Origin of the sequence: Gynuella sp. (assembly GCF_050297175.1) — a bacterium.
GTDB lineage: Bacteria > Pseudomonadota > Gammaproteobacteria > Pseudomonadales > Natronospirillaceae > Gynuella.
Genome location: NZ_JBNKSF010000031.1, coordinates 1 through 21493, shown reverse-complemented (window position 1 = coordinate 21493; position 21493 = coordinate 1). Strand labels below are relative to the sequence as shown.

The 21493-nt window shown below is 47.0% G+C and carries 32 protein-coding genes and 1 pseudogene; all 33 read right to left on the bottom strand.

Annotation, left to right across the window (positions count from 1 at the left end; translation table 11 throughout):
- Positions 1 to 100: 100 nt before the first annotated feature.
- On the bottom strand, positions 101 to 3487 hold the full coding sequence (locus ACQY6I_RS12055; protein ID WP_428241733.1) for a DUF2126 domain-containing protein: 3387 nt from the start codon (positions 3485 to 3487) through the stop codon (positions 101 to 103).
- 20 nt (positions 3488 to 3507) lie between these two features.
- Positions 3508 to 4428 (bottom strand): alpha-E domain-containing protein, encoded by a 921-nt coding sequence (locus tag ACQY6I_RS12050; protein WP_428241732.1) that lies wholly within the window; start codon positions 4426 to 4428, stop codon positions 3508 to 3510.
- Positions 4428 to 5882, bottom strand: coding sequence for a circularly permuted type 2 ATP-grasp protein (locus tag ACQY6I_RS12045; protein ID WP_428241731.1), 1455 nt, complete (start codon positions 5880 to 5882; stop codon positions 4428 to 4430). The genes ACQY6I_RS12050 and ACQY6I_RS12045 overlap by 1 nt, the downstream gene beginning before the upstream one ends.
- 321 nt (positions 5883 to 6203) lie before the next feature.
- Positions 6204 to 7385: a PLP-dependent aminotransferase family protein gene (locus ACQY6I_RS12040; protein ID WP_428241730.1), complete on the bottom strand. Its 1182-nt coding sequence runs from the start codon at positions 7383 to 7385 to the stop codon at positions 6204 to 6206.
- 192 nt (positions 7386 to 7577) lie between these two features.
- Positions 7578 to 7979 (bottom strand): 50S ribosomal protein L17, encoded by a 402-nt coding sequence (rplQ, locus tag ACQY6I_RS12035; protein ID WP_428241729.1) that lies wholly within the window; start codon positions 7977 to 7979, stop codon positions 7578 to 7580.
- A 31-nt stretch (positions 7980 to 8010) separates the two neighbouring features.
- Positions 8011 to 9012 carry a DNA-directed RNA polymerase subunit alpha gene (locus tag ACQY6I_RS12030; RefSeq protein ID WP_428241728.1) on the bottom strand — a complete coding sequence of 334 codons (1002 nt, stop codon included), beginning with the start codon at positions 9010 to 9012 and terminating at the stop codon, positions 8011 to 8013.
- Positions 9013 to 9032: 20 nt separating this feature from the next.
- Positions 9033 to 9653: a 30S ribosomal protein S4 gene (rpsD, locus tag ACQY6I_RS12025; protein WP_428241727.1), complete on the bottom strand. Its 621-nt coding sequence runs from the start codon at positions 9651 to 9653 to the stop codon at positions 9033 to 9035.
- A 14-nt stretch (positions 9654 to 9667) separates the two neighbouring features.
- On the bottom strand, positions 9668 to 10063 hold the full coding sequence (rpsK, locus tag ACQY6I_RS12020) for a 30S ribosomal protein S11 (RefSeq protein ID WP_428241726.1): 396 nt from the start codon (positions 10061 to 10063) through the stop codon (positions 9668 to 9670).
- 27 nt (positions 10064 to 10090) lie between these two features.
- Positions 10091 to 10447 (bottom strand): 30S ribosomal protein S13, encoded by a 357-nt coding sequence (gene rpsM, locus ACQY6I_RS12015; protein ID WP_428241725.1) that lies wholly within the window; start codon positions 10445 to 10447, stop codon positions 10091 to 10093.
- 116 nt (positions 10448 to 10563) lie between these two features.
- A complete protein-coding gene (rpmJ, locus tag ACQY6I_RS12010) occupies positions 10564 to 10677 on the bottom strand; it encodes a 50S ribosomal protein L36 (RefSeq protein ID WP_082070888.1) in 114 nt (37 codons plus the stop codon).
- Positions 10678 to 10709: 32 nt separating this feature from the next.
- Positions 10710 to 12023 carry a preprotein translocase subunit SecY gene (gene secY / locus ACQY6I_RS12005; protein ID WP_428241724.1) on the bottom strand — a complete coding sequence of 438 codons (1314 nt, stop codon included), beginning with the start codon at positions 12021 to 12023 and terminating at the stop codon, positions 10710 to 10712.
- Entirely contained in the window at positions 12024 to 12458 is a 435-nt protein-coding gene (gene rplO / locus ACQY6I_RS12000; protein WP_428241723.1) for a 50S ribosomal protein L15, read from the bottom strand.
- 2 nt (positions 12459 to 12460) lie between these two features.
- Positions 12461 to 12646, bottom strand: coding sequence for a 50S ribosomal protein L30 (gene rpmD / locus ACQY6I_RS11995; protein WP_044619285.1), 186 nt, complete (start codon positions 12644 to 12646; stop codon positions 12461 to 12463).
- Positions 12647 to 12651: 5 nt separating this feature from the next.
- A complete protein-coding gene (gene rpsE, locus ACQY6I_RS11990) occupies positions 12652 to 13158 on the bottom strand; it encodes a 30S ribosomal protein S5 (protein WP_044619286.1) in 507 nt (168 codons plus the stop codon).
- A 10-nt stretch (positions 13159 to 13168) separates the two neighbouring features.
- Positions 13169 to 13519: a 50S ribosomal protein L18 gene (rplR, locus tag ACQY6I_RS11985; protein WP_428241722.1), complete on the bottom strand. Its 351-nt coding sequence runs from the start codon at positions 13517 to 13519 to the stop codon at positions 13169 to 13171.
- A gap of 15 nt (positions 13520 to 13534) precedes the next feature.
- Positions 13535 to 14068: a 50S ribosomal protein L6 gene (rplF, locus tag ACQY6I_RS11980; protein ID WP_428241721.1), complete on the bottom strand. Its 534-nt coding sequence runs from the start codon at positions 14066 to 14068 to the stop codon at positions 13535 to 13537.
- 11 nt (positions 14069 to 14079) lie between these two features.
- The gene (gene rpsH / locus ACQY6I_RS11975; protein ID WP_428241720.1) at positions 14080 to 14472 is read right to left on the bottom strand and encodes a 30S ribosomal protein S8; all 393 of its coding nucleotides are present in this window, start codon (positions 14470 to 14472) and stop codon (positions 14080 to 14082) included.
- Positions 14473 to 14540: 68 nt separating this feature from the next.
- Positions 14541 to 14846 carry a 30S ribosomal protein S14 gene (gene rpsN / locus ACQY6I_RS11970; protein ID WP_044619290.1) on the bottom strand — a complete coding sequence of 102 codons (306 nt, stop codon included), beginning with the start codon at positions 14844 to 14846 and terminating at the stop codon, positions 14541 to 14543.
- Positions 14847 to 14854: 8 nt separating this feature from the next.
- On the bottom strand, positions 14855 to 15394 hold the full coding sequence (gene rplE, locus ACQY6I_RS11965) for a 50S ribosomal protein L5 (protein WP_428241719.1): 540 nt from the start codon (positions 15392 to 15394) through the stop codon (positions 14855 to 14857).
- 11 nt (positions 15395 to 15405) lie between these two features.
- A complete protein-coding gene (rplX, locus tag ACQY6I_RS11960; RefSeq protein WP_428241718.1) occupies positions 15406 to 15729 on the bottom strand; it encodes a 50S ribosomal protein L24 in 324 nt (107 codons plus the stop codon).
- A gap of 32 nt (positions 15730 to 15761) precedes the next feature.
- On the bottom strand, positions 15762 to 16130 hold the full coding sequence (rplN, locus tag ACQY6I_RS11955) for a 50S ribosomal protein L14 (RefSeq protein WP_044619293.1): 369 nt from the start codon (positions 16128 to 16130) through the stop codon (positions 15762 to 15764).
- A 39-nt stretch (positions 16131 to 16169) separates the two neighbouring features.
- Complete coding sequence (gene rpsQ, locus ACQY6I_RS11950) at positions 16170 to 16430, bottom strand: 30S ribosomal protein S17 (RefSeq protein WP_428241717.1); 261 nt, start codon at positions 16428 to 16430, stop codon at positions 16170 to 16172.
- A gap of 1 nt (position 16431) precedes the next feature.
- Positions 16432 to 16623 (bottom strand): 50S ribosomal protein L29, encoded by a 192-nt coding sequence (rpmC, locus tag ACQY6I_RS11945; protein ID WP_044619295.1) that lies wholly within the window; start codon positions 16621 to 16623, stop codon positions 16432 to 16434.
- Positions 16623 to 17036, bottom strand: a complete 414-nt coding sequence (gene rplP, locus ACQY6I_RS11940; RefSeq protein ID WP_044619296.1) for a 50S ribosomal protein L16 — start codon at positions 17034 to 17036, stop codon at positions 16623 to 16625. The genes rpmC and rplP overlap by 1 nt, the downstream gene beginning before the upstream one ends.
- Positions 17037 to 17049: 13 nt before the next feature.
- A complete protein-coding gene (gene rpsC / locus ACQY6I_RS11935) occupies positions 17050 to 17736 on the bottom strand; it encodes a 30S ribosomal protein S3 (RefSeq protein WP_044619297.1) in 687 nt (228 codons plus the stop codon).
- Between the two features lie 14 nt (positions 17737 to 17750).
- The gene (gene rplV / locus ACQY6I_RS11930) at positions 17751 to 18083 is read right to left on the bottom strand and encodes a 50S ribosomal protein L22 (RefSeq protein WP_428241716.1); all 333 of its coding nucleotides are present in this window, start codon (positions 18081 to 18083) and stop codon (positions 17751 to 17753) included.
- 7 nt (positions 18084 to 18090) lie between these two features.
- On the bottom strand, positions 18091 to 18366 hold the full coding sequence (gene rpsS / locus ACQY6I_RS11925) for a 30S ribosomal protein S19 (RefSeq protein WP_044619299.1): 276 nt from the start codon (positions 18364 to 18366) through the stop codon (positions 18091 to 18093).
- Between the two features lie 16 nt (positions 18367 to 18382).
- Complete coding sequence (gene rplB / locus ACQY6I_RS11920; protein ID WP_428241715.1) at positions 18383 to 19210, bottom strand: 50S ribosomal protein L2; 828 nt, start codon at positions 19208 to 19210, stop codon at positions 18383 to 18385.
- Positions 19211 to 19227: 17 nt separating this feature from the next.
- A complete protein-coding gene (rplW, locus tag ACQY6I_RS11915; RefSeq protein WP_428241714.1) occupies positions 19228 to 19524 on the bottom strand; it encodes a 50S ribosomal protein L23 in 297 nt (98 codons plus the stop codon).
- Entirely contained in the window at positions 19521 to 20123 is a 603-nt protein-coding gene (gene rplD, locus ACQY6I_RS11910; RefSeq protein WP_428241713.1) for a 50S ribosomal protein L4, read from the bottom strand. The genes rplW and rplD overlap by 4 nt, the downstream gene beginning before the upstream one ends.
- A 3-nt stretch (positions 20124 to 20126) precedes the next feature.
- Positions 20127 to 20759, bottom strand: a complete 633-nt coding sequence (gene rplC, locus ACQY6I_RS11905; RefSeq protein WP_428241712.1) for a 50S ribosomal protein L3 — start codon at positions 20757 to 20759, stop codon at positions 20127 to 20129.
- A gap of 91 nt (positions 20760 to 20850) precedes the next feature.
- On the bottom strand, positions 20851 to 21162 hold the full coding sequence (rpsJ, locus tag ACQY6I_RS11900) for a 30S ribosomal protein S10 (RefSeq protein ID WP_044619304.1): 312 nt from the start codon (positions 21160 to 21162) through the stop codon (positions 20851 to 20853).
- Positions 21163 to 21353: 191 nt separating this feature from the next.
- Positions 21354 to 21493: pseudogene (locus ACQY6I_RS11895) on the bottom strand (hypothetical protein); the annotation flags it as partial.

Sequence of the window (21493 nt, the reverse complement as noted above, 5' to 3'; positions counted from 1 at the left end):
ATTTGTCATCAGTGTAGCGTTTTCATTGAGAAATGGGCGGCAAGCATAGCGAAACAGATCATCGACCGCCAACTTACCACCGTACTTCCGTGCACTGTTGTCAGCGAGGTCGTTTGCGTAAGTCCAATGTATGCGGATATTCAATATCCGGATGCTCCTGTGGAGGCGTCATCGGTTGTGGCGGATGCTTATGTTCAAAAAACTCGCGCAACACTTTGCCAGCCGGAGTGGGGCTAAGTTTGCCAGGTGTATGCTGGCCACTGAAATAGCGATTGACCCGCCGCGCTTCTGCCTCAAAGGCATTGACTGGATAGGTCTGATAGTTTCGTCCTCCTGGGTGGGAAACATAATAACTACAACCACCAATGCTCTTGCCATTCCAGGTATCAATCAGATCGAATACCAGCGGTGTATGAACGCCAATGGTGGGATGCAAAGCTGAAGGCGGCTGCCAGGCCCGGTAACGCACTCCGGCCACAAACTCACCTTTGGTATCTGTGGGGTTCAGATTCACTTTACGGCCGTTACAGGCTAATACATAACGGCCAGGTACCAGCCCCCGGAGCTTGACCTGCAAACGCTCAACCGATGAGTCCACATAGCGGGCCGTACCAAAACTGCTCACCTCCTCGCCAAGAACATGCCAGGGCTCAATCGCCCAGCGCAGTTCCAGCTCAATATCGTCGATCTGGGTTCTGCCGTAATGGGGGAACCGAAACTCTTCAAAGGGCGCCAGCCATTGCAGGTCGAATGGATAGCCATGGTCGTTGAGGTCCCTGACGACATCACGAATGTCAGACCAGACATAGTGGGGCAGCATGAATTTATCGTGCAACTCCGTGCCCCAGCGCACCAGATTATGCCGGTAAGGCTGCTTCCAAAAGCGGCTGATCAAACACTGTAGTAACAGAATCTGGACCAACGACATGCGGGCATGGGGCGGCATTTCAAAACCACGAAACTCCAGCAGTCCCTGACGCCCACTGGCTGATCCCGCGGCATACAACTTATCGATGCAAAATTCCGAGCGATGGGTATTACCAGTTATGTCCACCAGCAGATTACGAAACAGCCGGTCAACCAGCCAGGGCTGCTGCACTTCTCCATCAGGCATCTGTTGAAAGGCAATTTCCAACTCATACAGGCTTTCATCGCGCCCTTCGTCTACTCTGGGAGATTGCGAAGTCGGGCCAATGAACATACCTGAAAACAGGTATGACAAGCCTGGATGATGCTGCCAATATGTCACCAGACTCATCAGCAGATCCGGCCGCCTCAGAAACGGACTGTCCGCTGGACGAGCCCCACCGAAAGTGACGTGATTACCACCACCGGTACCGGAATGACGGCCATCCAGCATAAATTTTTCAGTCCCCAGGCGACACTGCCGGGCCAGTTCATACAGAGTCTCGGTATTCTCTACCAGTTCCTGCCAACCGGAAGCCGGCTGGATGTTAACCTCTATAACACCTGGATCAGGTGTCACCAGCAACTTACGCAAACGATCATCTTTGGGCGGTTCATAACCTTCCAACACAACCGGAATGCTCAATGCCACCGCTGTATCCTCGATCGCTTCGATCAGGCTGACGTAGTGCTCCAGATACTTGACCGGTGGCATGAATATATGCAATTTGCCGTTACGGCTTTCAAAACATAATGCCGTTCGAATGGTATGAGTATCAGAACCAGCCCCAGATACCCGTTGTTCGTTCCGATCCTGATTACTGACTGTAGAAGACGACGGTCGTGTGACGGATGGATGTTTGCCAAGCTGAGCATTGGCATGCCCCGCAGGCTGCAGCGGGCCTTTTGATGCAAATGGGTCGGCTTCAGGCTGAACCAGCTCTTCAACCCGTTCAAGCTCTGGCAACGAATCCAGCGGCAGCCTCAGCCCAATTGGGGAGTCACCGGGAATGAGAGTCAGTACGTCTGAGCGCAGCTTCCACGGGCCACTGCGCCAGCCACGAGCATACCAGTCCCACTCCAATGGCAAGACATAACCTGTAACACTGTTCACCCCGCGGTCAAGCAATTGAACCAGTCTTTTTCGGTCCAGCGAATCGCCGGTACGGGCTTTGGTCAGGTCGGCGTTGATTGGATGTCGCTGCTCCTGCCACAAATAAAACAGCGAGTCCTCATACGCAGGCATAACGTGGCCGATATCAAGTTTCAGGCGGCTGGCTAACTGTTCAGAAAATTGCTGTGCATGAGCGACGTTATGATCATAGTTCTGGCTGACTTTGGCCAACCATTTGGACTGGCGCCATAAGGGCTCGCCATCCGTTCTCCAGAAACACCCTAATGACCAACGTGGAATCTCCTCTCCCGGATACCACTTACCCTGGCCGTAATGTAACAGTCCTCCGGGGGCGAAGTGTTCTTTCAAACGGATCAGTAGATCTTTTGCCAGTCGCAGTTTATCTTCGCCAAGGGCTTCAGTATTCCATTGTGCCGATTCCATATCATCTATCGACACAAAAGTCGGCTCGCCTCCAGTAGTCAAACGTACATCCTGCTGGCGTAATTCCTGATCCACTTTATTGCCCAGCGCCAGAATGGTCTGCCATTGATCATCACCATAAGGCATGGTCACCCTGGGATCTTCATGCACTCGGATCACTTCATTGACATAATTGAATTTAACTTCACATTTACCCGTTGCACCGGTGATTGGCGCTGCAGACATTGGATCAGGAGTACATGCCAATGGAATATGTCCTTCACCTGCAAACAGTCCGGAAGTGGGGTCCAGACCAATCCATCCGGCTCCGGGGACATACACTTCGCACCAAGCGTGCAAATCGGTAAAGTCCTTGTCCGGTCCCGATGGTCCGTCAAGGGACTTTTGATCTGCCGTCAGTTGCACTAGATAGCCCGATGTGAATCTGGCAGCCAACCCAAGGTGACGTAAAATCTGTACCAATAACCAGCCGGTATCGCGGCAGGAACCTTTGGCCAGAGTCAGAGTTTCCTCACAGCTTTGAATGCCAGGTTCAAGCCTGACACCATAGCCGATCTGCTGCTGTAAGGTCTGATTAATACGAACCAGAAAATCGACGATATTTTCTTCCGGTTTCAGCTCAAAGGATGCTAGCCATTGTTGCAAGAGGTCGCCGTTTTCTATGACTTCCAGATAAGGCAGCAATTCTTTTTGCAACTGTTTGTCGTAGTCAAATGGAAACACCCGGGCATATTCTTCAACAAAAAAATCAAACGGATTAATAACGGTAATATCAGCTACGACTTCAACGTCTATTCGTAGTTTTTTGATTTTTTCAGGAAAGACCAACCGGGCAAGGTAGTTACCAAAAGGATCCTGTTGCCAATTAATAAAATGCTCTTCAGGCTGTATTTTTAAAGAATAACTGTGAATATGAGTACGCGAATGCGCAGCTGGTTTAAGACGCACAGTATGGGGAAACACTTTTACCAAACGATCAAATTCGTACTCGGTTACATGATGAATAGCAACTCGGATAGCCATTGTTCCTCTCTCAGCCGCACTTATACGGCAAACCAGTTCTCGGATATTCCATCATGCAATTCGCAGATACAAACCTGCAGATCGTTTAGGTAGTCCCGTAGTTCCTGACCCAACTTGTTGTAGTCAATAGTTTTCAAGCTAACATCTAGAACACCGCCAGCCATAGCCGACAGCTGTTTATTACGTGGCAATTCATCAATGCAGGATTTTACCCGGTGCAGACAGTACTTCAGCGATCTTGGAAATTGGGAGTTTTCAACCAAAAACTCAACTACTTCAGGGCCACTAACCTCAGAGCCGGTTTCCCGCAGATAGGCCTGAATCGCACTGGCAGAACTCAATACATTATTCCAGACGATCTGATCCCGGTTAGGGCTATCAACTTCATTCATGATCATCGCAGCACCGGCATCCAGGAACCGGGTAGTCATGTCTGCACGTTCAATATTTCGACCCAAGTGCAAAAAATGCCAACCGGCATCCCGGCTCATGACCCCTACCATTAAACCGACAATCTGCTGACAGGCACGCACAATGTGGTCCAGAAATTCATGACGGGAACCTTTGTTGATGCCAGCCGTTATATTCTCCCGAACAAACATGTTCAGCTCATTGATCAGTTCCCAGGTCTCACTGGGCAACACATCCCTGGATGTTCTGAGATTCTCTTTCACCCAATGTATCATGTTCACAATTGAGGAGGCGTTATTGGCATCGGCAATCATAAAGCGCAGGACATTACGTTCGTTACGCACTTTATACCTTCTTTCGAAACCTTCCTCCGAGCCATTGATGATAACCAGATTGTACCAACCCAGATTGATACCACTCGGCAAATCCAACAACAAACTGTTAAACACACTCAACAGCCTAGCAGTGTTTTCAACCCGTTCCAGATAACGTGCGGTCCAATAGACCCGTGCTGCAACTCTCGACAACATCACCGTTTCTCCATATCAACAATCCAGGTATCTTTACTGCCGCCACCCTGGGAGGAATTGACCACCAGAGAACCTTCTTTCATGGCCACTCGGGTTAACCCGCCAGTGGTGCAGTACATTGATTTGCCCTGAAGAATAAATGGTCTCAAATCCAGGTGTCTGGGTTTCGGTTGCGTTCCCTCAACCAAAGAAGGTGCCGTAGACAGTTTCAATGTCGGCTGTGCAATGTAGTTTCTGGGATTTCCAACAATCAGTTCAGCAAAGGTATCGCGCATCTTTTTAGTGCTGTGAGGGCCTACCAGCATACCGTAACCACCGCTTTCATTAGCCGGCTTAATCACCAGCTTATCGAGGTTTGCCAAAACATAGGACCGCTGCTCCGGATCTTCACACAGAAAGGTCTCAACATTCGGCAGTATGGCTTTCTCCCCCAAATAGTATTCAATCATTTTTGGCACATAGGCATAAACGACTTTATCGTCCGCCACACCTGCTCCCGGCGCATTTGCCAGAGCAACTTTTCCTGCTTTCCATGCCCGCATCAATCCAGGCACGCCCAAAACAGAATCTTTGTTAAAAACTTCGGGATCCAGAAATAAATCATCAATCCGACGATAAATAACATCAACTCTTTCAAGTCCTGAAATGGTTTTCATATAAACTATGTTGTCGTCATTGACCACCAGGTCGGATCCTTCCACCAATTCAGCCCCCATCTCCTGGGCCAGAAAAGCATGCTCAAAATATGCTGAATTAAAAATACCTGGTGTCAGGACGACAATCTGTGGTTGCTTGATCTTACGAGGTGACAAAGAGCCCAGCATCTTAAGCAACTCAGCTGGATATGCGTTATTTGGCAAAATGCGAACGGACTCAAACAACTCCGGGAATACCCGCTTGGTGATCGCTCTGTTTTCCAGCATATATGACACACCAGATGGCACCCTCAGGTTATCTTCAAGCACATAAAACTTACCATCCTCATCTCTGACCAGATCGGTACCACAGATATGAGCCCAAACACCGTAAGGAGGACTCACACCAATGCATTCCTTACGAAAGTTTTTTGATTCTTTAATGATGTGTGCGGGTACTATTCCATCCTTGATGATATTTTGATCGTGATAAAGGTCATTGATGAACATGTTCAGAGCTTTAAGCCTTTGTTTCAGCCCCAATTCGGTGCTCTGCCACTGTTTGCTATCGATGACGCGGGGAATAATGTCAAAGGGCCAGGAACGATCGATATTCTGCCCATCGGTATATACCGTAAAAGAAACGCCCATCTGCTGAATAGTAACTTCAGCTGCGTTGCGTCGTTCAGTCAGTTCCTGTTCTGTCAGCTTACACAAATAACCAGCCAGTTTCCGGCCAGCGGGTCTTGGTTTTCCTGGTTGTCGAATTAACTCATCATAGAACTGGTTTGGCTGGTATTCATTCCAATTTATACTCATATCCCGTCTCATTATTAATTGCGAGTTACGAACCGGCTTACGACAGTCTGTGGTTCAGTTGCTTATTACAGGGAAATAAGCCCGATAACTCTATTTCTGCAATTAATTTGCCAGCCAATAGATCCCGCTTTGGGAGCGGAGAAAATTTTCAGGATATAACGAAAACGACTACGTAGTAAGTTACAGAAAACGTCTTGGAGTGAGTAAGAAATGGAATTGAACAAAGATATAAGAGCTGTCTATGATGGACTTAAGCCTCGCACCAAAACAGCCCTTTTTTTAAACTGACAGAAAAGAGCGCACCAAAAAAAATACTACTCCTTAACGAGACCTGGAGATCAACTGATTAACGCCATCCGCCATAATTTGCACCCCTTCTCGAATTTTTTCTGCAGATAGACAAGAATAATTCATCCTGAGTTCGTTTCCATCCTCAGCACCAAGATAGAAGGTATCGCCAGGTACAAAGACCACCTTACGTTCCATGCAATAATCTAATAACGCCCGGGCAGAGAGGCTTTCGGGCAGTTTTAACCAAATAAACATACCACCTTCGGGATCACTGCAACTAACGCCTTCTGGCATCATTTCCTTAACCGCATCCACCATTGCTTGTTTCTGTGCTTGATAGTTATCAATGATACCGGCCAAATGAGGGAAAAAACTTTCACTGCTGACATACTCATGCAACACACGCTGACAAAAGCTATTAGTGTGTAAATCAATGGCCTGTTTGGCAATTAGAAACGGATCTATCAACGCCTCCGGTACAACAACCCAACCTAAACGAAAGGCGGGAACGACGGTTTTTGAAAATGATCCGAGCAATATCGTTTGATTCGGTAAAAGGCTCGCATAGCTCTGATAGCGTTGCTGGCTGAATTGAATCCAACCATATGGGTCATCCTGAATCAAAAAGCAATCTTGATCACGGAGCAAATCCGCAACAGCTTCACGATTTTGATTCGGGTGCGATAAACCGGTCGGGTTCTGAAAGTTTGGAACGCTGTAAAACAAGTGGGTAGAACATCTCAACGCTTTACGGATATCGTCAAGGTTCATCCCCTGCTCGTCCAGCCGAACACATTGCCATGCCGGACGGAAAAATGAAAAGGCCTGTATCGCACCCAGATAACCAGGCTGCTCCATGGCCAATGGATCGCCTTCATTTAACAAAACCTTACCGATCAGATCAAAAGCCTGCTGGGAACCATTGGTAATGACGATTTGTTCTGGCTTGACCTCCAACCCCTCTCTTGTCTTGTATTGATCAGAGATCCACTGCTTCAATGGAAGGTAGCCTTCAGTTGCAGCATATTGCAAAGCATCCACTCCATGATCTGCAAACACCAGACTACTTGCTGCATTGAGTTCATTTACTGGGAATAAATCTTTGTTGGGTAAACCCCCAGCGAATGAAATTGCATCAGGTTGAGCAGTGACCTTAAGAATCTCTCTAATAAAAGATGGCTTGATATTTTGGATACGACTAGATAAATACACGGTTTCTGCTCCTTTTTTGCTAAAGCATGCCGAATTTGTACAGCTTCGACAAATGACATTTTCGCAATATTTCAGTGCAAATATGCAAACAGTCCAGGACCATGCCACTCAAAGACAGGAATAACGGAAATGAATATAGATAGACAGGAAAAAATAGACAAAAAAAACCCCGCTTACAGGCGGGGTTTTCTATTACTCTTCGCTGGATGCTTCGTCGTTAGCGACAACGTCCACTTCTGGACGGTCCACCAACTCCACAAAAGCCATCGGTGCATTGTCGCCAGCACGGAAACCACATTTTAAAATGCGGATATACCCTCCTGGACGATCTTTATAACGAGGACCCAAGTCTGTGAAAAGTTTGCCAACTGCTTCTTTTGAACGAAGACGATCAAAAGCATAACGGCGGTTAGCAACGCTATCCACTTTTGCCTTGGTGATTAAAGGCTCTGCATGTCTGCGAAGTTCTTTCGCTTTAGGCAGAGTGGTTTTGATTACTTCGTGCTCGAACAAACTCGCCGCCATATTTTTAAACATGGCCTTGCGGTGTGCGCTGGTACGAGAGAAATTTCGACCACTTTTACGATGACGCATGGTTAATTTCCTTCCGATACTAGAGTGCTGATTACATCAGCACTTTGTCGTCGTTCTTGAGGCTTGCCGGTGGCCAATTCTCGAGGACCATTCCAAGAGAAAGACCTTTAGAAGCCAATACATCTTTAATTTCTGTCAGTGATTTCTTACCGAGGTTAGGTGTTTTAAGCAACTCAACCTCTGTTCGCTGAATCAGGTCACCGATATAGTGAATGTTCTCGGCTTTCAGACAGTTCGCAGAACGGACTGTAAGCTCAAGATCATCAACCGGACGAAGTAAAATCGGATCGATCTTATCTTCTTCCTCTTTAACTTCGGCTTCACCTTCGCTTTCAAAATCAACAAAAGCTGCAAGCTGTTGCTGAAGAATAGTTGCTGCGCGGCGGATAGCCTCTTCCGGATCAATCGTACCGTTAGATTCCAAATCGATAACCAATTTGTCCAAGTCGGTACGCTGCTCTACCCGGGCTGACTCAACTACGTAAGAAACTCTTATAACAGGGCTATAAGATGCGTCTAACTGAAGCTTACCAATTGGCTTGCTCTCGTCATCGGCCGATTCACGAGATTCAGCAGGAACATATCCGCGACCGGTGGTCACTTTCAATGTCATGCTGATACTAGAATTCCCACTCAGGTGACAAATTACATGAGCTGGATTGACGATCTCAACACCATGGTCCAACTGGATATCTCCAGCTGTCACTTCGCCCTCACCGCTTTTATTTAGCTTGAGAACAACTTCATCGCGCTCAAACAGTCTTACAGCCACACCTTTCAGGTTCAAAAGGATATCCAAAACGTCCTCTTGAACACCTTCTATTGTGCTGTACTCATGCAATACACCTTCAACCTCTACCTCGGTAATGGCTGCTCCGGAAATCGACGACAGCAAAATCCGACGAAGAGCACTACCCAGCGTGTGACCAAAACCGCGCTCTAACGGTTCAAGAGTGATTTTCGCACGTGTAGAGCTGATTTCTTCAACTTCTATGTTACGAGGTGTCAGAAAGTCATTAACTGAACGCTGCATATATGCTCCCCAGCAATCGGTTACTTAGAATAAAGTTCGACGATTAGGTTTTCGTTGATGTCGGCAGACAAATCAGAACGTTCTGGAACTGCTTTGAATGTGCCTTCAAACTTTTTACTATCTACTTCAACCCAACCCACAACAGCACGGCCGGATGAAATCTCAAGTGCATTTTGGACACGAAGTTGCTTCTGGGCTCTTTCGCGCAAGGCGATAACATCGCCTACTTTCACTTGATATGAAGGGATATTCAAAGTCTGACCATTAACCAGAATCGCTTTGTGACTTACTAGCTGACGAGCTTCTGCACGAGTGCTACCAAAGCCCATTCTGTAAACCACGTTATCCAGACGACTTTCTAGAATTTGCAACAGGTTTTCACCAGTTGCGCCTTTCCGGCGAGCAGCTTCTTTGTAATAACCACGGAACTGCTTTTCTAGAATGCCGTAGATACGACGAACTTTCTGCTTCTCACGTAACTGCAGACCATAATCGGACAATCTGCCTCTACGTGCGCCGTGTACACCAGGTGCACTTTCGGCCTTACATTTGGTGTCCAGCGCACGAACACCGCTCTTTAGGAATAGGTCGGTACCTTCCCGGCGAGACAGTTTACACTTTGGACCAATATAACGTGCCATTCATGTGCCTCCTGTTACACGCGACGCTTCTTCGGTGGGCGACATCCGTTATGCGGGATGGGCGTCACGTCAGTGATGCTATTAATTTTATAACCACAAGCATTGAGTGCACGAACAGCTGACTCTCGACCGGGACCAGGACCTTTAACCTCTACATCCAGATTTTTGAGGCCGTATTCCTGAGCGGCAGTACCTGCCCGCTCAGCGGCCACCTGGGCTGCATAAGGTGTACTTTTTCTGGATCCACGGAAACCGGAGCCACCGGCTGTTGCCCAACTCAGAGCGTTGCCTTGGCGGTCTGATATTGTCACGATAGTATTGTTAAAAGACGCATGGATATGCGCGACACCGTCGGCTATCTGCTTCTTAACCTTTTTTCGCGACTTGTTTGAAGAACCTGGCTTTGCCATCTTCGATTTCCTTCAAATAATTCGTTTTTACTTCTTAATGGCTTTGCGCGGCCCTTTACGGGTACGAGCATTAGTTTTGGTACGCTGCCCACGTAAAGGAAGGCCACGGCGGTGACGAATACCGCGATAGCACCCCATATCCATTAAGCGCTTGATGTTCATTTGCACTTCACGACGCAGATCACCCTCAGTAGGGATTTCAGTTATCGCTGAGCGCACCTGGTCAAGAGTTTCCTCTGACAGGTCTCTTACCTTGGTAGTTGGGTCTATTCCGACTTTCGCACAGATTTCGTAAGCGGTAGGCTTACCGATTCCGTACACATAAGTGAGCGAAATCACAGCGTGCTTGTTATCAGGAATATTGACGCCGGCTATACGGGCCATTCAACTTACTCCGTTATTAAACACCGAAAACCGGAACGGAATGCTCCGGCTCTGAACCCTGATCATTTTAGGGCGCGAAAGAATAATGTTTGATTTCTTGGAAATCAAGCAAATTATTAACCTTGGCGCTGTTTATGCTTAGGCTCGCTGCAGATCACGCGCACCGAGCCGTTACGACGGATGATCTTGCAGTTTCGGCAGATTTTTTTTACCGATGCACGTACTTTCATTACTAACTCCAATTACGACCGGACACTAACAATTAGTGGCCAATTGTCTTCAGGTTGGCTTTTTTCATCAGTGACGAATACTGATGAGACATCAAATGAGATTGCACCTGCGACATAAAGTCCATTACCACTACAACAACGATCAACAACGAAGTACCACCGAAATAGAACGGTACATTAGCTGCTAATACCAGTGCCTGCGGCATCAAAGACACTGCAGTAATATACAGTGCTCCGAAGAACGTTAGCCTAGCTGAAACCCCATCAATATAACGGGCGGTTTGCTCACCAGGGCGAATACCCGGAATGAACGCCCCTGACCGCTTCAGATTCTCTGCTACGTCTTTAGGGTTAAAAGTAACCGCAGTATAGAAATAGCAGAAGAATACAACGCTAATCGCAAATAACAGGATATACAGTGGCTGCCCGGGACCCAAAATCAAATTAATGTCCTGAAGCCACTCCAAGCCTTTACTTTGACCAAACCAGCTGGCCAGAGAACCTGGAAACAGCAGTAACGACGAAGCAAAGATCGGAGGTATAACACCTGCCATATTAACTTTTAGCGGTAGGTGACTGGTTTGTGCTGCAAATACTTTTCTGCCTTGTTGTCTTTTCGCGTAATTAATCGTAATGCGACGCTGGCCACGCTCGATAAAAATCACAAAAGCAACAACGACAATTGCAAATGCCGCTATCCCCAATAACACCAGTATATTTAGTTCACCCTGACGCGCAGACTCAAAAGACTGCCCCACTGCGGTGGGCAATCCTGCAACAATACCGGCGAAAATCAGCATGGAAATACCATTACCAATTCCTCTCTCGGTTATTTGCTCGCCCAACCACATCATAAACATGGTTCCGCTAGTGAACGTTACGGTAGCTACAAAGTAGAAACTAGGACCAGTTTCGAACGTTACGCCTTGACTTGCCAGCCCTGCCGCAATTGCAAATGACTGAATAATCGCAAGAACAAGGGTTCCGTAGCGGGTGTACTGCGACATCTTCCGACGTCCCGCTTCCCCATCTTTTTTCAATTGTTCAAGCTGAGGACTCACCACCGTCAACAACTGCATAATAATAGAAGCAGAAATATAAGGCATGATACCCAATGCAAAGATACTCATACGTACCAATGCACCACCTGAAAACATGTTAAACATGCTTAATATGGTGTCTTTATTTCTTTCAAACAATGCAGCTAGCGTATCCGGATTAATACCTGGTACCGGGATATGAGCACCGATCCGATAAACCAGGATTGCCAGCAGCAGGAATCGAAGGCGAGCCCAAAGCTCGCCTAGACCACTCTGCATGCCTGAAGGTAGTGATCCTTTAGCCATTTAGTCCTCGACTTTTCCACCAGCAGCTTCAATGGCGGCCTTAGCACCTTTGGTAACCCGTAGGCCTTTCACTGTCACTGCTTTGTTGATTTCGCCAGAGAGAATAACTTTTGCTCTCACCATTGTATTATTGATGATATTTGCTTTCTTCAATGCAGCTATATCAACAACATCAGCATCGACTTTAGCGAGTTCATTCAAGCGAACTTCCGTAGTCGTCTTGGCAATACGAGATTGAAAGCCAAACTTCGGCAAACGACGCTGCAAAGGCATCTGTCCACCTTCAAAACCAGGCTTCACTTTACCGCCCGATCTTGATTTTTGACCTTTGTGACCCCGGCCGCCGGTTTTACCCAGGCCGCTACCGATACCACGACCAACACGCTTAGGTGAGTGTTTTGCACCTTCACCGGGGTTCAGAGTATTCAGATACATGATTACTCTCCTACCACTCTAACCATGTAGTTTACTTTGTTGATCATCCCTCTAACCGACGGAGTATCTTCAACTTCAACTACGTGACCAATTCGTCTTAGTCCCAAACCTTTTACACATAATTTGTGCTTGGGCTGGGTTCCAATAGGGCTGCGAAACAGCTGAACTTTAATAGTATTGTTAGCCATTAATCTTACCCCACAATATCTTCAACGGACTTACCACGCTTAGCCGCAACATCTTCTGGAGAACGCATTTGCTGTAATCCTTTATATGTTGCGCGAACAACGTTTACTGGGTTCGTTGAACCGTAGCACTTAGCCAGAATGTTATGGACTCCAGCAACTTCAAGCACTGCACGCATCGCGCCACCGGCGATCACTCCAGTACCTTCAGAAGCTGGCTGCATATACACCTTTGAACCGCCGTGACGGGCTTTAAGCGGGTACTGAATAGTGCCATTTTCAAGCTGTACACTAATCATGTTCCGGCGAGCAGCGTCCATTGCTTTCTGTATAGCAGCAGGCACTTCACGCGCTTTACCTCGGCCAAAACCAACTTTGCCATTCCCGTCGCCAACAACAGTCAATGCTGTAAACGCGAAAATACGACCACCTTTTACAACTTTGGCGACCCGGTTCACCTGAACCAGTTTTTCAATCATTTCGCCGCCAGCTTGTTGCAGTTCATTATTGGACATAATCTTCCCCTTAGAACTGTAGACCACCTTCACGGGCGGCATCTGCCAAAGCTTTTATCCTGCCGTGGTATTGGAAACCAGAGCGGTCAAAAGCCACCTTTTCAACGCCAGCTGCTTTTGCACGCTCAGCGATCAGAGAACCAACCTTTGCAGCTGCCGCTGCATTACAGCCGGCTTCACCGCGTAGATCTTTGTCAAGCGTAGAAGCCTGAGCCAGCACGCGACCACCCTCAGGTGAAATTACTTGTGCGTAAATGTGTTGGGAACTGCGGTTCACACACAAACGGTGAGCACCTTGCTCACGGATTCTTAACCGTGTGCGGCGGGCCCGACGCAAGCGAGATTCTTTCTTACTATTCATCGACTTTGCCCTACCTTACTTCTTCTTAGCTTCTTTACGACGTACATGTTCGTCAGCATATCTGACACCTTTACCTTTATAAGGCTCTGGCGGTCTGAATGAGCGAATTTCTGCCGCAACCTGACCTACCAACTGCTTATCTGAACCAGATAAAACAATCTCTGTCTGAGAGGGAGTTTCAACAGAAATTCCAGCTGGAACGGTATAATCGACGGGATGCGAAAAGCCGAGAGTAAGGTTCAAAGAATTTCCTGATGCCTTAGCACGATAACCAACACCATTCAAAAGCAACCGACGTTGGAAGCCTTGAGCTACACCCACAACCATATTATTGATCAACGAGCGAGCAGTACCGGCCTGTGCCCAGGCTTGTTTACTGTTTTCTCTGGGTAAAACATTTACCACCGAGCCGTCAATTTTGACTTCAACAGCACTGTTAGCATCCAGACTAAGGTTACCCTTGGCGCCTTTTACGGTTATCTGATTACCAGAAACCTTAACTTCAACACCTGCTGGAATATTAATAGGTGACTTAGCAACACGTGACATTATCCACCTCCTTAGAAAACTTCACAGATGACTTCACCACCAACACCAGCCTGACGGGCTGCGCGGTCGGTCATGACACCTTTCGAAGTGGAAATGATCGCTACTCCCAAACCTCCTGCCACTTTAGGCAGATCGTTAGCACCTTTGTATTGACGCAAACCAGGAGTACTAATGCGCTTAACGTGTTCAATTACAGGCTTGCCTTCGTAGTACTTAAGAGCAACTGTCATAACAGGCTTTGCTTCACCTTCTACAACAACGCTTTCTACATAGCCTTCGTCCTTAAGGACGTTCGCCACTGCCACCTTCATTTTTGATGAAGGCATGGTTACAGTGGAATGCCCGGCCTGCTGGGCATTACGGATACGAGTGAACATATCCGCCAATGTATCTTGCATACTCATTTTCTTTCTCCATTGTGCAGCATAACGCGGTAACAGAGGCTAAATTGCCTCTGTCCAGACCATTAAGCTTACCAACTGGCTTTTTTAAGCCCCGGAACCTCGCCTTTCATAGCGTGCTCACGAAGCATGATTCGAGACAATCCAAACTTGCGGTAAACCGCATGTGGACGTCCTGTGCGTTGACAACGACGTTGTTGACGAACGGGAGATGCATCACGTGGTAATTTTTGCAATGCCATCTGTGCTTCCCAACGCTCTTCATCTGAAGCCTGCACATTATGAATGATTGCTTTCAAAGAAGCACGCTTTTCAGCATACTTTTCTACTGTCTTTGTGCGCTTCAGTTCACGCGCCTTCATACTTTGCTTAGCCATGATTCACCTCAACCTCTAAAGGGGAAAGATAAGGCCTTGAGCAAAGCACGACCTTCTTCGTTGGATTTAGCAGTGGTAGTGATTGTGATATCCATGCCTCTCAGTTTATCAACCTTATCGTATTCGATTTCAGGGAAGATAATCTGTTCGCGAACACCCATGGAATAGTTACCACGACCATCAAACGATTTCGGGCTGATACCGCGAAAATCGCGAACCCGTGGCAGAGCAACATCTACCAAACGATCAAGAAAGTCCCACATACGTTGATTACGCAGAGTTACTTTGCAACCAATTGGCCACCCTTCACGAATTTTGAAACCCGCTACTGACTTACGTGCTTTAGTAACCACGGCCTTTTGACCCGCGATTGCTTGCATATCTTCAACAGCGCTTTCGATTGCCTTCTTATCAGAAGCACCTTCACCAACACCCATATTCAGGGTAATTTTAGTAATACGTGGCACTTCCATAACTGACTGATAACCAAACTCTTCAAGCAGAGCCGGCAACACTTCAGACTTATAAAGCTCTTTTAAACGAGACATTGTCCGGCTCCTTAAGAAATGGTTTTACCGTTTGACTTAAAGAAACGCACCTTTTTGCCGTCTTCCACGCGGAATCCGACACGGTCACCTTTCTCGGTCTCTGGGTTATAAATAGCAACGTTAGAAGCGGAAATAGGCGCCTCTTTTTCAACGATACCACCAGGCTGATTAGTCATTGGATTAGGTTTCTGGTGTTTTTTAACCATATTCACACCAGTCACTATGAACTTATCATCTTTCCGATCAGCCTTGATCACTTTTTGGATCTTGCCTTTAGTGCCTTTATCACGACCGGCAATAACGACAACTTGATCACCTTGCTTTAGCTTTCGCATTCTCTACCTCAGTTCCTACAACCGTCTAGTGCTTATAGCACTTCCGGTGCCAGGGAAATGATTTTCATAAATTTTTCTGTACGCAGTTCACGTGTAACTGGGCCAAAGATACGAGTACCAATCGGAGCATGCTGATTGTTCAACAGCACAGCTGAATTGGTATCGAATTTAATAAGTGACCCGTCTGGACGACGTACTCCCTTTCTGGTACGAACAACTACCGCGTTCATTACCTGACCTTTTTTAACCTTTCCGCGGGGAATTGCTTCTTTAACGGAAACTTTTATTAGATCGCCAACACTCGCATAACGGCGGTGAGAACCACCCAGCACTTTAATGCACTGAACACGCTTTGCGCCACTGTTGTCGGCTACATCCAAAATCGTTTGTGTTTGAATCATTTCTTTTCTCCAAACCGCTCTTCGCCAACTGCGCTGGCTTTAAACGCCAGCGGCGCGCTCGTCAATGCTGACCAGGTTCCAAGTTTTCGTCTTGGAAATTGGACGCGACTCTTTAATGGTAACGGTATCACCAATCCGGCACTCGTTATTTTCGTCATGCGCGTGCAACTTCGTGCTGCGCTTGACGAACTTGCCATAGATCGGGTGCTTAACCTTACGTTCAACCAGAACAGTAATAGTCTTATCACCCTTGTTGCTGACGACTTGTCCGCTAACAGTACGGGCATTACTCTCTGACATATTAACCACCCTGTTTTTCTGTAATTACGGTTTTAACACGCGCAATATTGCGACGCACCTGTCCCAACAAGTGGGTCTGTTGCAGCTGACCAGTAGCCTTTTGCATACGGAGTTTAAACTGGTCGCGAAGCAACGTATGCAGCTGAGCTTGTAACTCAACTACTGTTTTTTCACGAATTTCACTAGTTTTCATTACATTACCGTCCGTTTTACAAAAGTGGTGGCTACTGGAAGTTTAGCCGCCGCTAGCGCAAATGCTTCGCGAGCTAAAGTCTCAGATACACCTTCAACCTCATACAGAACCTTTCCTGGCTGAATCTGGCATACCCAGTATTCAACATTACCCTTACCTTTACCTTGACGAACTTCCAAGGGCTTTTCGGTAATTGGTTTGTCAGGAAACACGCGAATCCAGATTTTCCCACCACGCTTAATATGACGGGTCATGGCTCGACGAGCTGCTTCAATCTGACGGGAAGTAATACGTCCACGATCTGTAGCTTTAAGAGCGTATTCACCGAAGCTTACTTTGCTACCACGCAAAGCTAAGCCACGATTACGACCCTTTTGTACCTTTCTAAATTTGGTACGCTTAGGCATTAACATCGATTAGTTCTCCTTATCGAGAGCCTTTCTTCTTAGGCGCAGCTTTGGCTTTGGCACGAACTTCTTCGATACCACCCAATACTTCACCTTTGAAGATCCAGACTTTAACACCCAACACACCGTATGTAGTGTGCGCCTCATAAGTCGAATAATCGATATCTGCTCGCAACGTGTGCAAAGGTACACGACCTTCTCGATATGACTCGCTACGCGCAATTTCCGCACCGCCTAAACGACCACTAACCATGACTTTGATACCTTTGGCACCACCGCGCATAGCATTTTGCATGGCACGTTTCATCGCACGACGAAACATGACCCGACGCTCCAGCTGACCAGCAATACTTTGAGCAACCAATCTGGCATCAAGATCCGGTTTACGGATTTCTTCGATATTGATATGCACAGGGATACCCATCTTTTTGGACAGTTCCTGACGCAGTACTTCAACATCTTCACCTTTTTTACCAATTACGATTCCTGGACGAGCCGTATGAATTGTAATTTTGGCGTTTTGAGCAGGACGTTCGATAACAATCTTACTCACGGAAGCTTTCTCAAGCTTCTTCTCGAGGTATTCTCTAACCTCGATATCGTTCAATAGCTTTGTGGCATACGACTTAGAATCTGCGTACCAAATGGACGTATGGTCCTTGGTAACTCCTAATCGAATGCCGGTAGGATGAACTTTCTGACCCATCTGACATTCCCCTCTTAATCAGAAACCTTGACCGTGATATGACACGTACGCTTAAAAATACGGTCTGCACGCCCTTTGGCACGAGGACGAATGCGCTTCATAGTCAAGCCTTCATCCACAAAAACTGTTGATACTTTTAGCTCATCAACATCTGCACCTTCGTTGTGTTCCGCGTTTGCGATCGCACTTTCCAGCACTTTCTTAACCAGTAGAGCACCTTTCTTGGGACTGAAAGCCAACACGTCCAGTGCTTCTGAAACTGATTTTCCTCTAATTTGATCTGCAACCAGGCGACCTTTCTGAGCAGAAAGACGAGCACCACGCAGAACTGCTTGTACTTCCATCATTCTCCCCTTAGCGCTTGGCTTTTTTGTCTGCGCCATGACCCTTATAAGTACGAGTCAAAGCGAATTCACCCAATTTGTGACCGACCATGTCTTCTGTAATGTGCACAGGGACATGTTGACGACCATTATGGACTGCAATAGTCAACCCAACAAATTCTGGGAAGATGGTGCTACGACGAGACCAGGTCTTGATAGGTCTTTTGTCTTTTGCTTCTACTGCAGCCTCTACCTTTTTCATCAGATGCAGGTCTACGAAAGGACCTTTCTTCAGTGAACGTGGCACGGCCTATTTCCCCTTATTACTTCTTAGTACGACGGCGTACGATCATCTTATCGGTACGCTTATTCGTGCGAGTTTTATAACCCTTGGTTGGAACGCCCCAAGGAGTGACTGGGTGACGACCACCGGAAGTACGGCCTTCACCACCACCATGTGGGTGATCCACAGGGTTCATCGCTACACCGCGAACAGTCGGACGAACACCGCGCCAACGCTTGGCTCCAGCTTTGCCCAATTGACGCAGACTATGCTCAGAATTACTAACTTCACCCAAAGTTGCACGACAATCTGCCGGCACTTTTCTCATTTCGCCAGACCGTAAACGAATGGTTGCATGAGCACCTTCTCGGGCCACCAACTGAACAGACGTTCCAGCAGACCGGGCCATTTGGCCACCTTTACCTGGCTTCATTTCAACGTTATGTACAACGGAACCCAAAGGAATACTGCGAAGAGGCATGGTATTACCGGTTTTCACCGGAGTATGCTCACCACTCTCGATAACATCCCCTGCCGATACACCTTTAGGAGCCAGAATGTAACGGCGCTCACCATCCGCATATAAAACCAGCGCAATATTCGCAGAACGGTTTGGATCATATTCCAAGCGTTCAATTTTCGCAGGTATACCATCTTTATTACGCTTAAAATCGATGCGGCGATAATGATGCTTGTGTCCGCCACCTTGGTGACGAACAGTAATTCGCCCATAATTATTACGCCCACCATTCTTTGAGTTTTTCTCAAGCAATGGAGCGTATGGAGCGCCTTTATGCAGCTCTTTATTTACAACCTTCACCAGATGGCGGCGGCCCGCTGAGGTTGGTTTAGTTTTAACAATTGCCATTATTCCAAGCCCCTTTGTTATTCAGCGCCCAGGAAATCGATTTCCTGACCATCTGCCAAACGTACATAAGCTTTTTTGATATCGCTACGCTTACCAACACCACGAGCAGTACGTTTAACCTTGCCTTTCTGGTTCAGCGTACGAACAGATACAACAGAAACATCAAACAGCTTTTCTACAGCCTGCTTGATTTCTGGCTTGGTCGCATCTTTAACCACTCGAAATACATACTGACCATTTCCATCTGCAACAACAGTTGCTTTCTCGGAGATGTGTGGCCCCTTAAGAATTTTCAGCATACGTTCTTCGTTCATGCCAGCACCTCCTCAACCTTTTTCAAAGCAGGAACGGTGATAACAACTTTTTCAAACGCCACCAGACTCACTGGATTAATTGCATCAACGTCCAGAACATCAACATGCGGAACATTACGCGCAGACAAAAACAGGTTTTCATCTACTTCTGCTGAAACAAACAGAGCGTCAGAAACATTCAGCTCTTTCATTTTGGCTACGAACTGCTTGGTTTTCGGAGCATCAATACTAATGTTGTCTACAACAATTAGCCGTTCCTGACGTAACAGCTCGCTAAAAATGGAACGCAAAGCACCGCGATACATTTTACGGTTAACTTTTTGCTCAAAATTCCGCGGAGTCGCAGCGAAGTTTTTACCGCCGCCTCTCCATATAGGGCTACGAATCGTACCTGCACGAGCTCGGCCAGTACCTTTCTGACGGAAAGGTTTTTTACCGCCACCAGACACTTGGCTTCTGGTTTTCTGAGCTTTGGTACCCTGTCTTGCTCCTGCCAAATAAGCAGTAACAACCTGATGAACCAGAGACTCATTGAATTCTTTGCCAAAAGTTGTCTCTGAAACCTCCAGAGACTGGCCTCCAATAGTGTTTATATTCATTTGTTACCCCTTCACCGCTGGCTTAACAACAACCTGACCACCAGTCGCACCGGGAATAGCACCCTTGATAAGAAGCAGATTGCGCTCTAAATCCACGCGCACAACTTCCAGACTTTGGGTAGTTACTTTTGCTGCTCCCATATGGCCGGCCATTTTCTTACCTTTCCAAACTCGACCTGGAGTCTGACATTGACCGATAGAACCTGGAGCGCGGTGGGACAGGGAGTTACCGTGAGTGGCATCTTGAGTACGGAAATTATGACGCTTTACTGCGCCTTGGAAACCTTTACCCTTGGACTGACCAGTAACATCAACTTTTTGACCAGCTTCGAAAATAGCAATACTAATTTCGTCACCCAGCTTATATTCAACTTCGCCATTGAGACGAAACTCATTAACAACCAGACCAGCTTCAACGTTAGCTTTAGCAAAATGACCAGCTTGAGCCTTGGTCACTTTACTGGATTTCTTATTACCTGCAGTCACCTGCACGGCAACATAACCATCCGTATCAACTGTTTTTAACTGAGAAACCCGGTTAGGGGAAACTTCAAGGACTGTGACAGGAATAGACGCACCCGCTTCATCAAATATGCGCGTCATACCCGCTTTCCAGCCGATAATACCTAAAGACATTTTTTTCAACCTCTTATGTACGGGGCTAATACCCGCTATGGCCGCCCATGCTATGGACTGTTACACAGAGAATTTCAGATCTACCGGGGGTTTAGCCCAGACTAATCTGAACATCCACTCCGGCAGCGAGATCCAGCTTCATCAACGCATCAACTGTTTTTTCTGTTGGCTCAACAATGTCAAGCATACGTTTATGAGTGCGAATCTCGTATTGGTCACGCGCATCTTTATTCACGTGCGGAGAGATTAGGACTGTGTAGCGCTCTTTACGAGTAGGCAACGGGATTGGCCCGCGTACTTGAGCACCAGTTCGCTTGGCGGTCTCGACGATTTCCATAGTGGATGCATCAATCAGTCGATGATCGAACGCTTTCAAGCGAATTCTGATCTTTTGGTTCTGCATGTGACCAAAACTCCAAAATTGTTAAACAGCAGTTAGAATTTCCCCTGAAATTAGGGGACGCGAATTATATTTACCACCCACACGACTGTCAACAACACAAACGCCATTGAGAAATAAAAAACACCACCTCTAAATGCCACGCAAAAAAAAGGCTCCTACTGGAGCCTTTTCCTTATAAAGCAAACATTCGTTTACTCGATGACTTTAGCAACCACGCCGGCACCAACTGTACGGCCACCTTCGCGAATCGCGAAACGCAAACCATCATCCATCGCAATCGGAGCAATAAGCGTTACAACCATTTTGATGTTGTCGCCTGGCATAACCATCT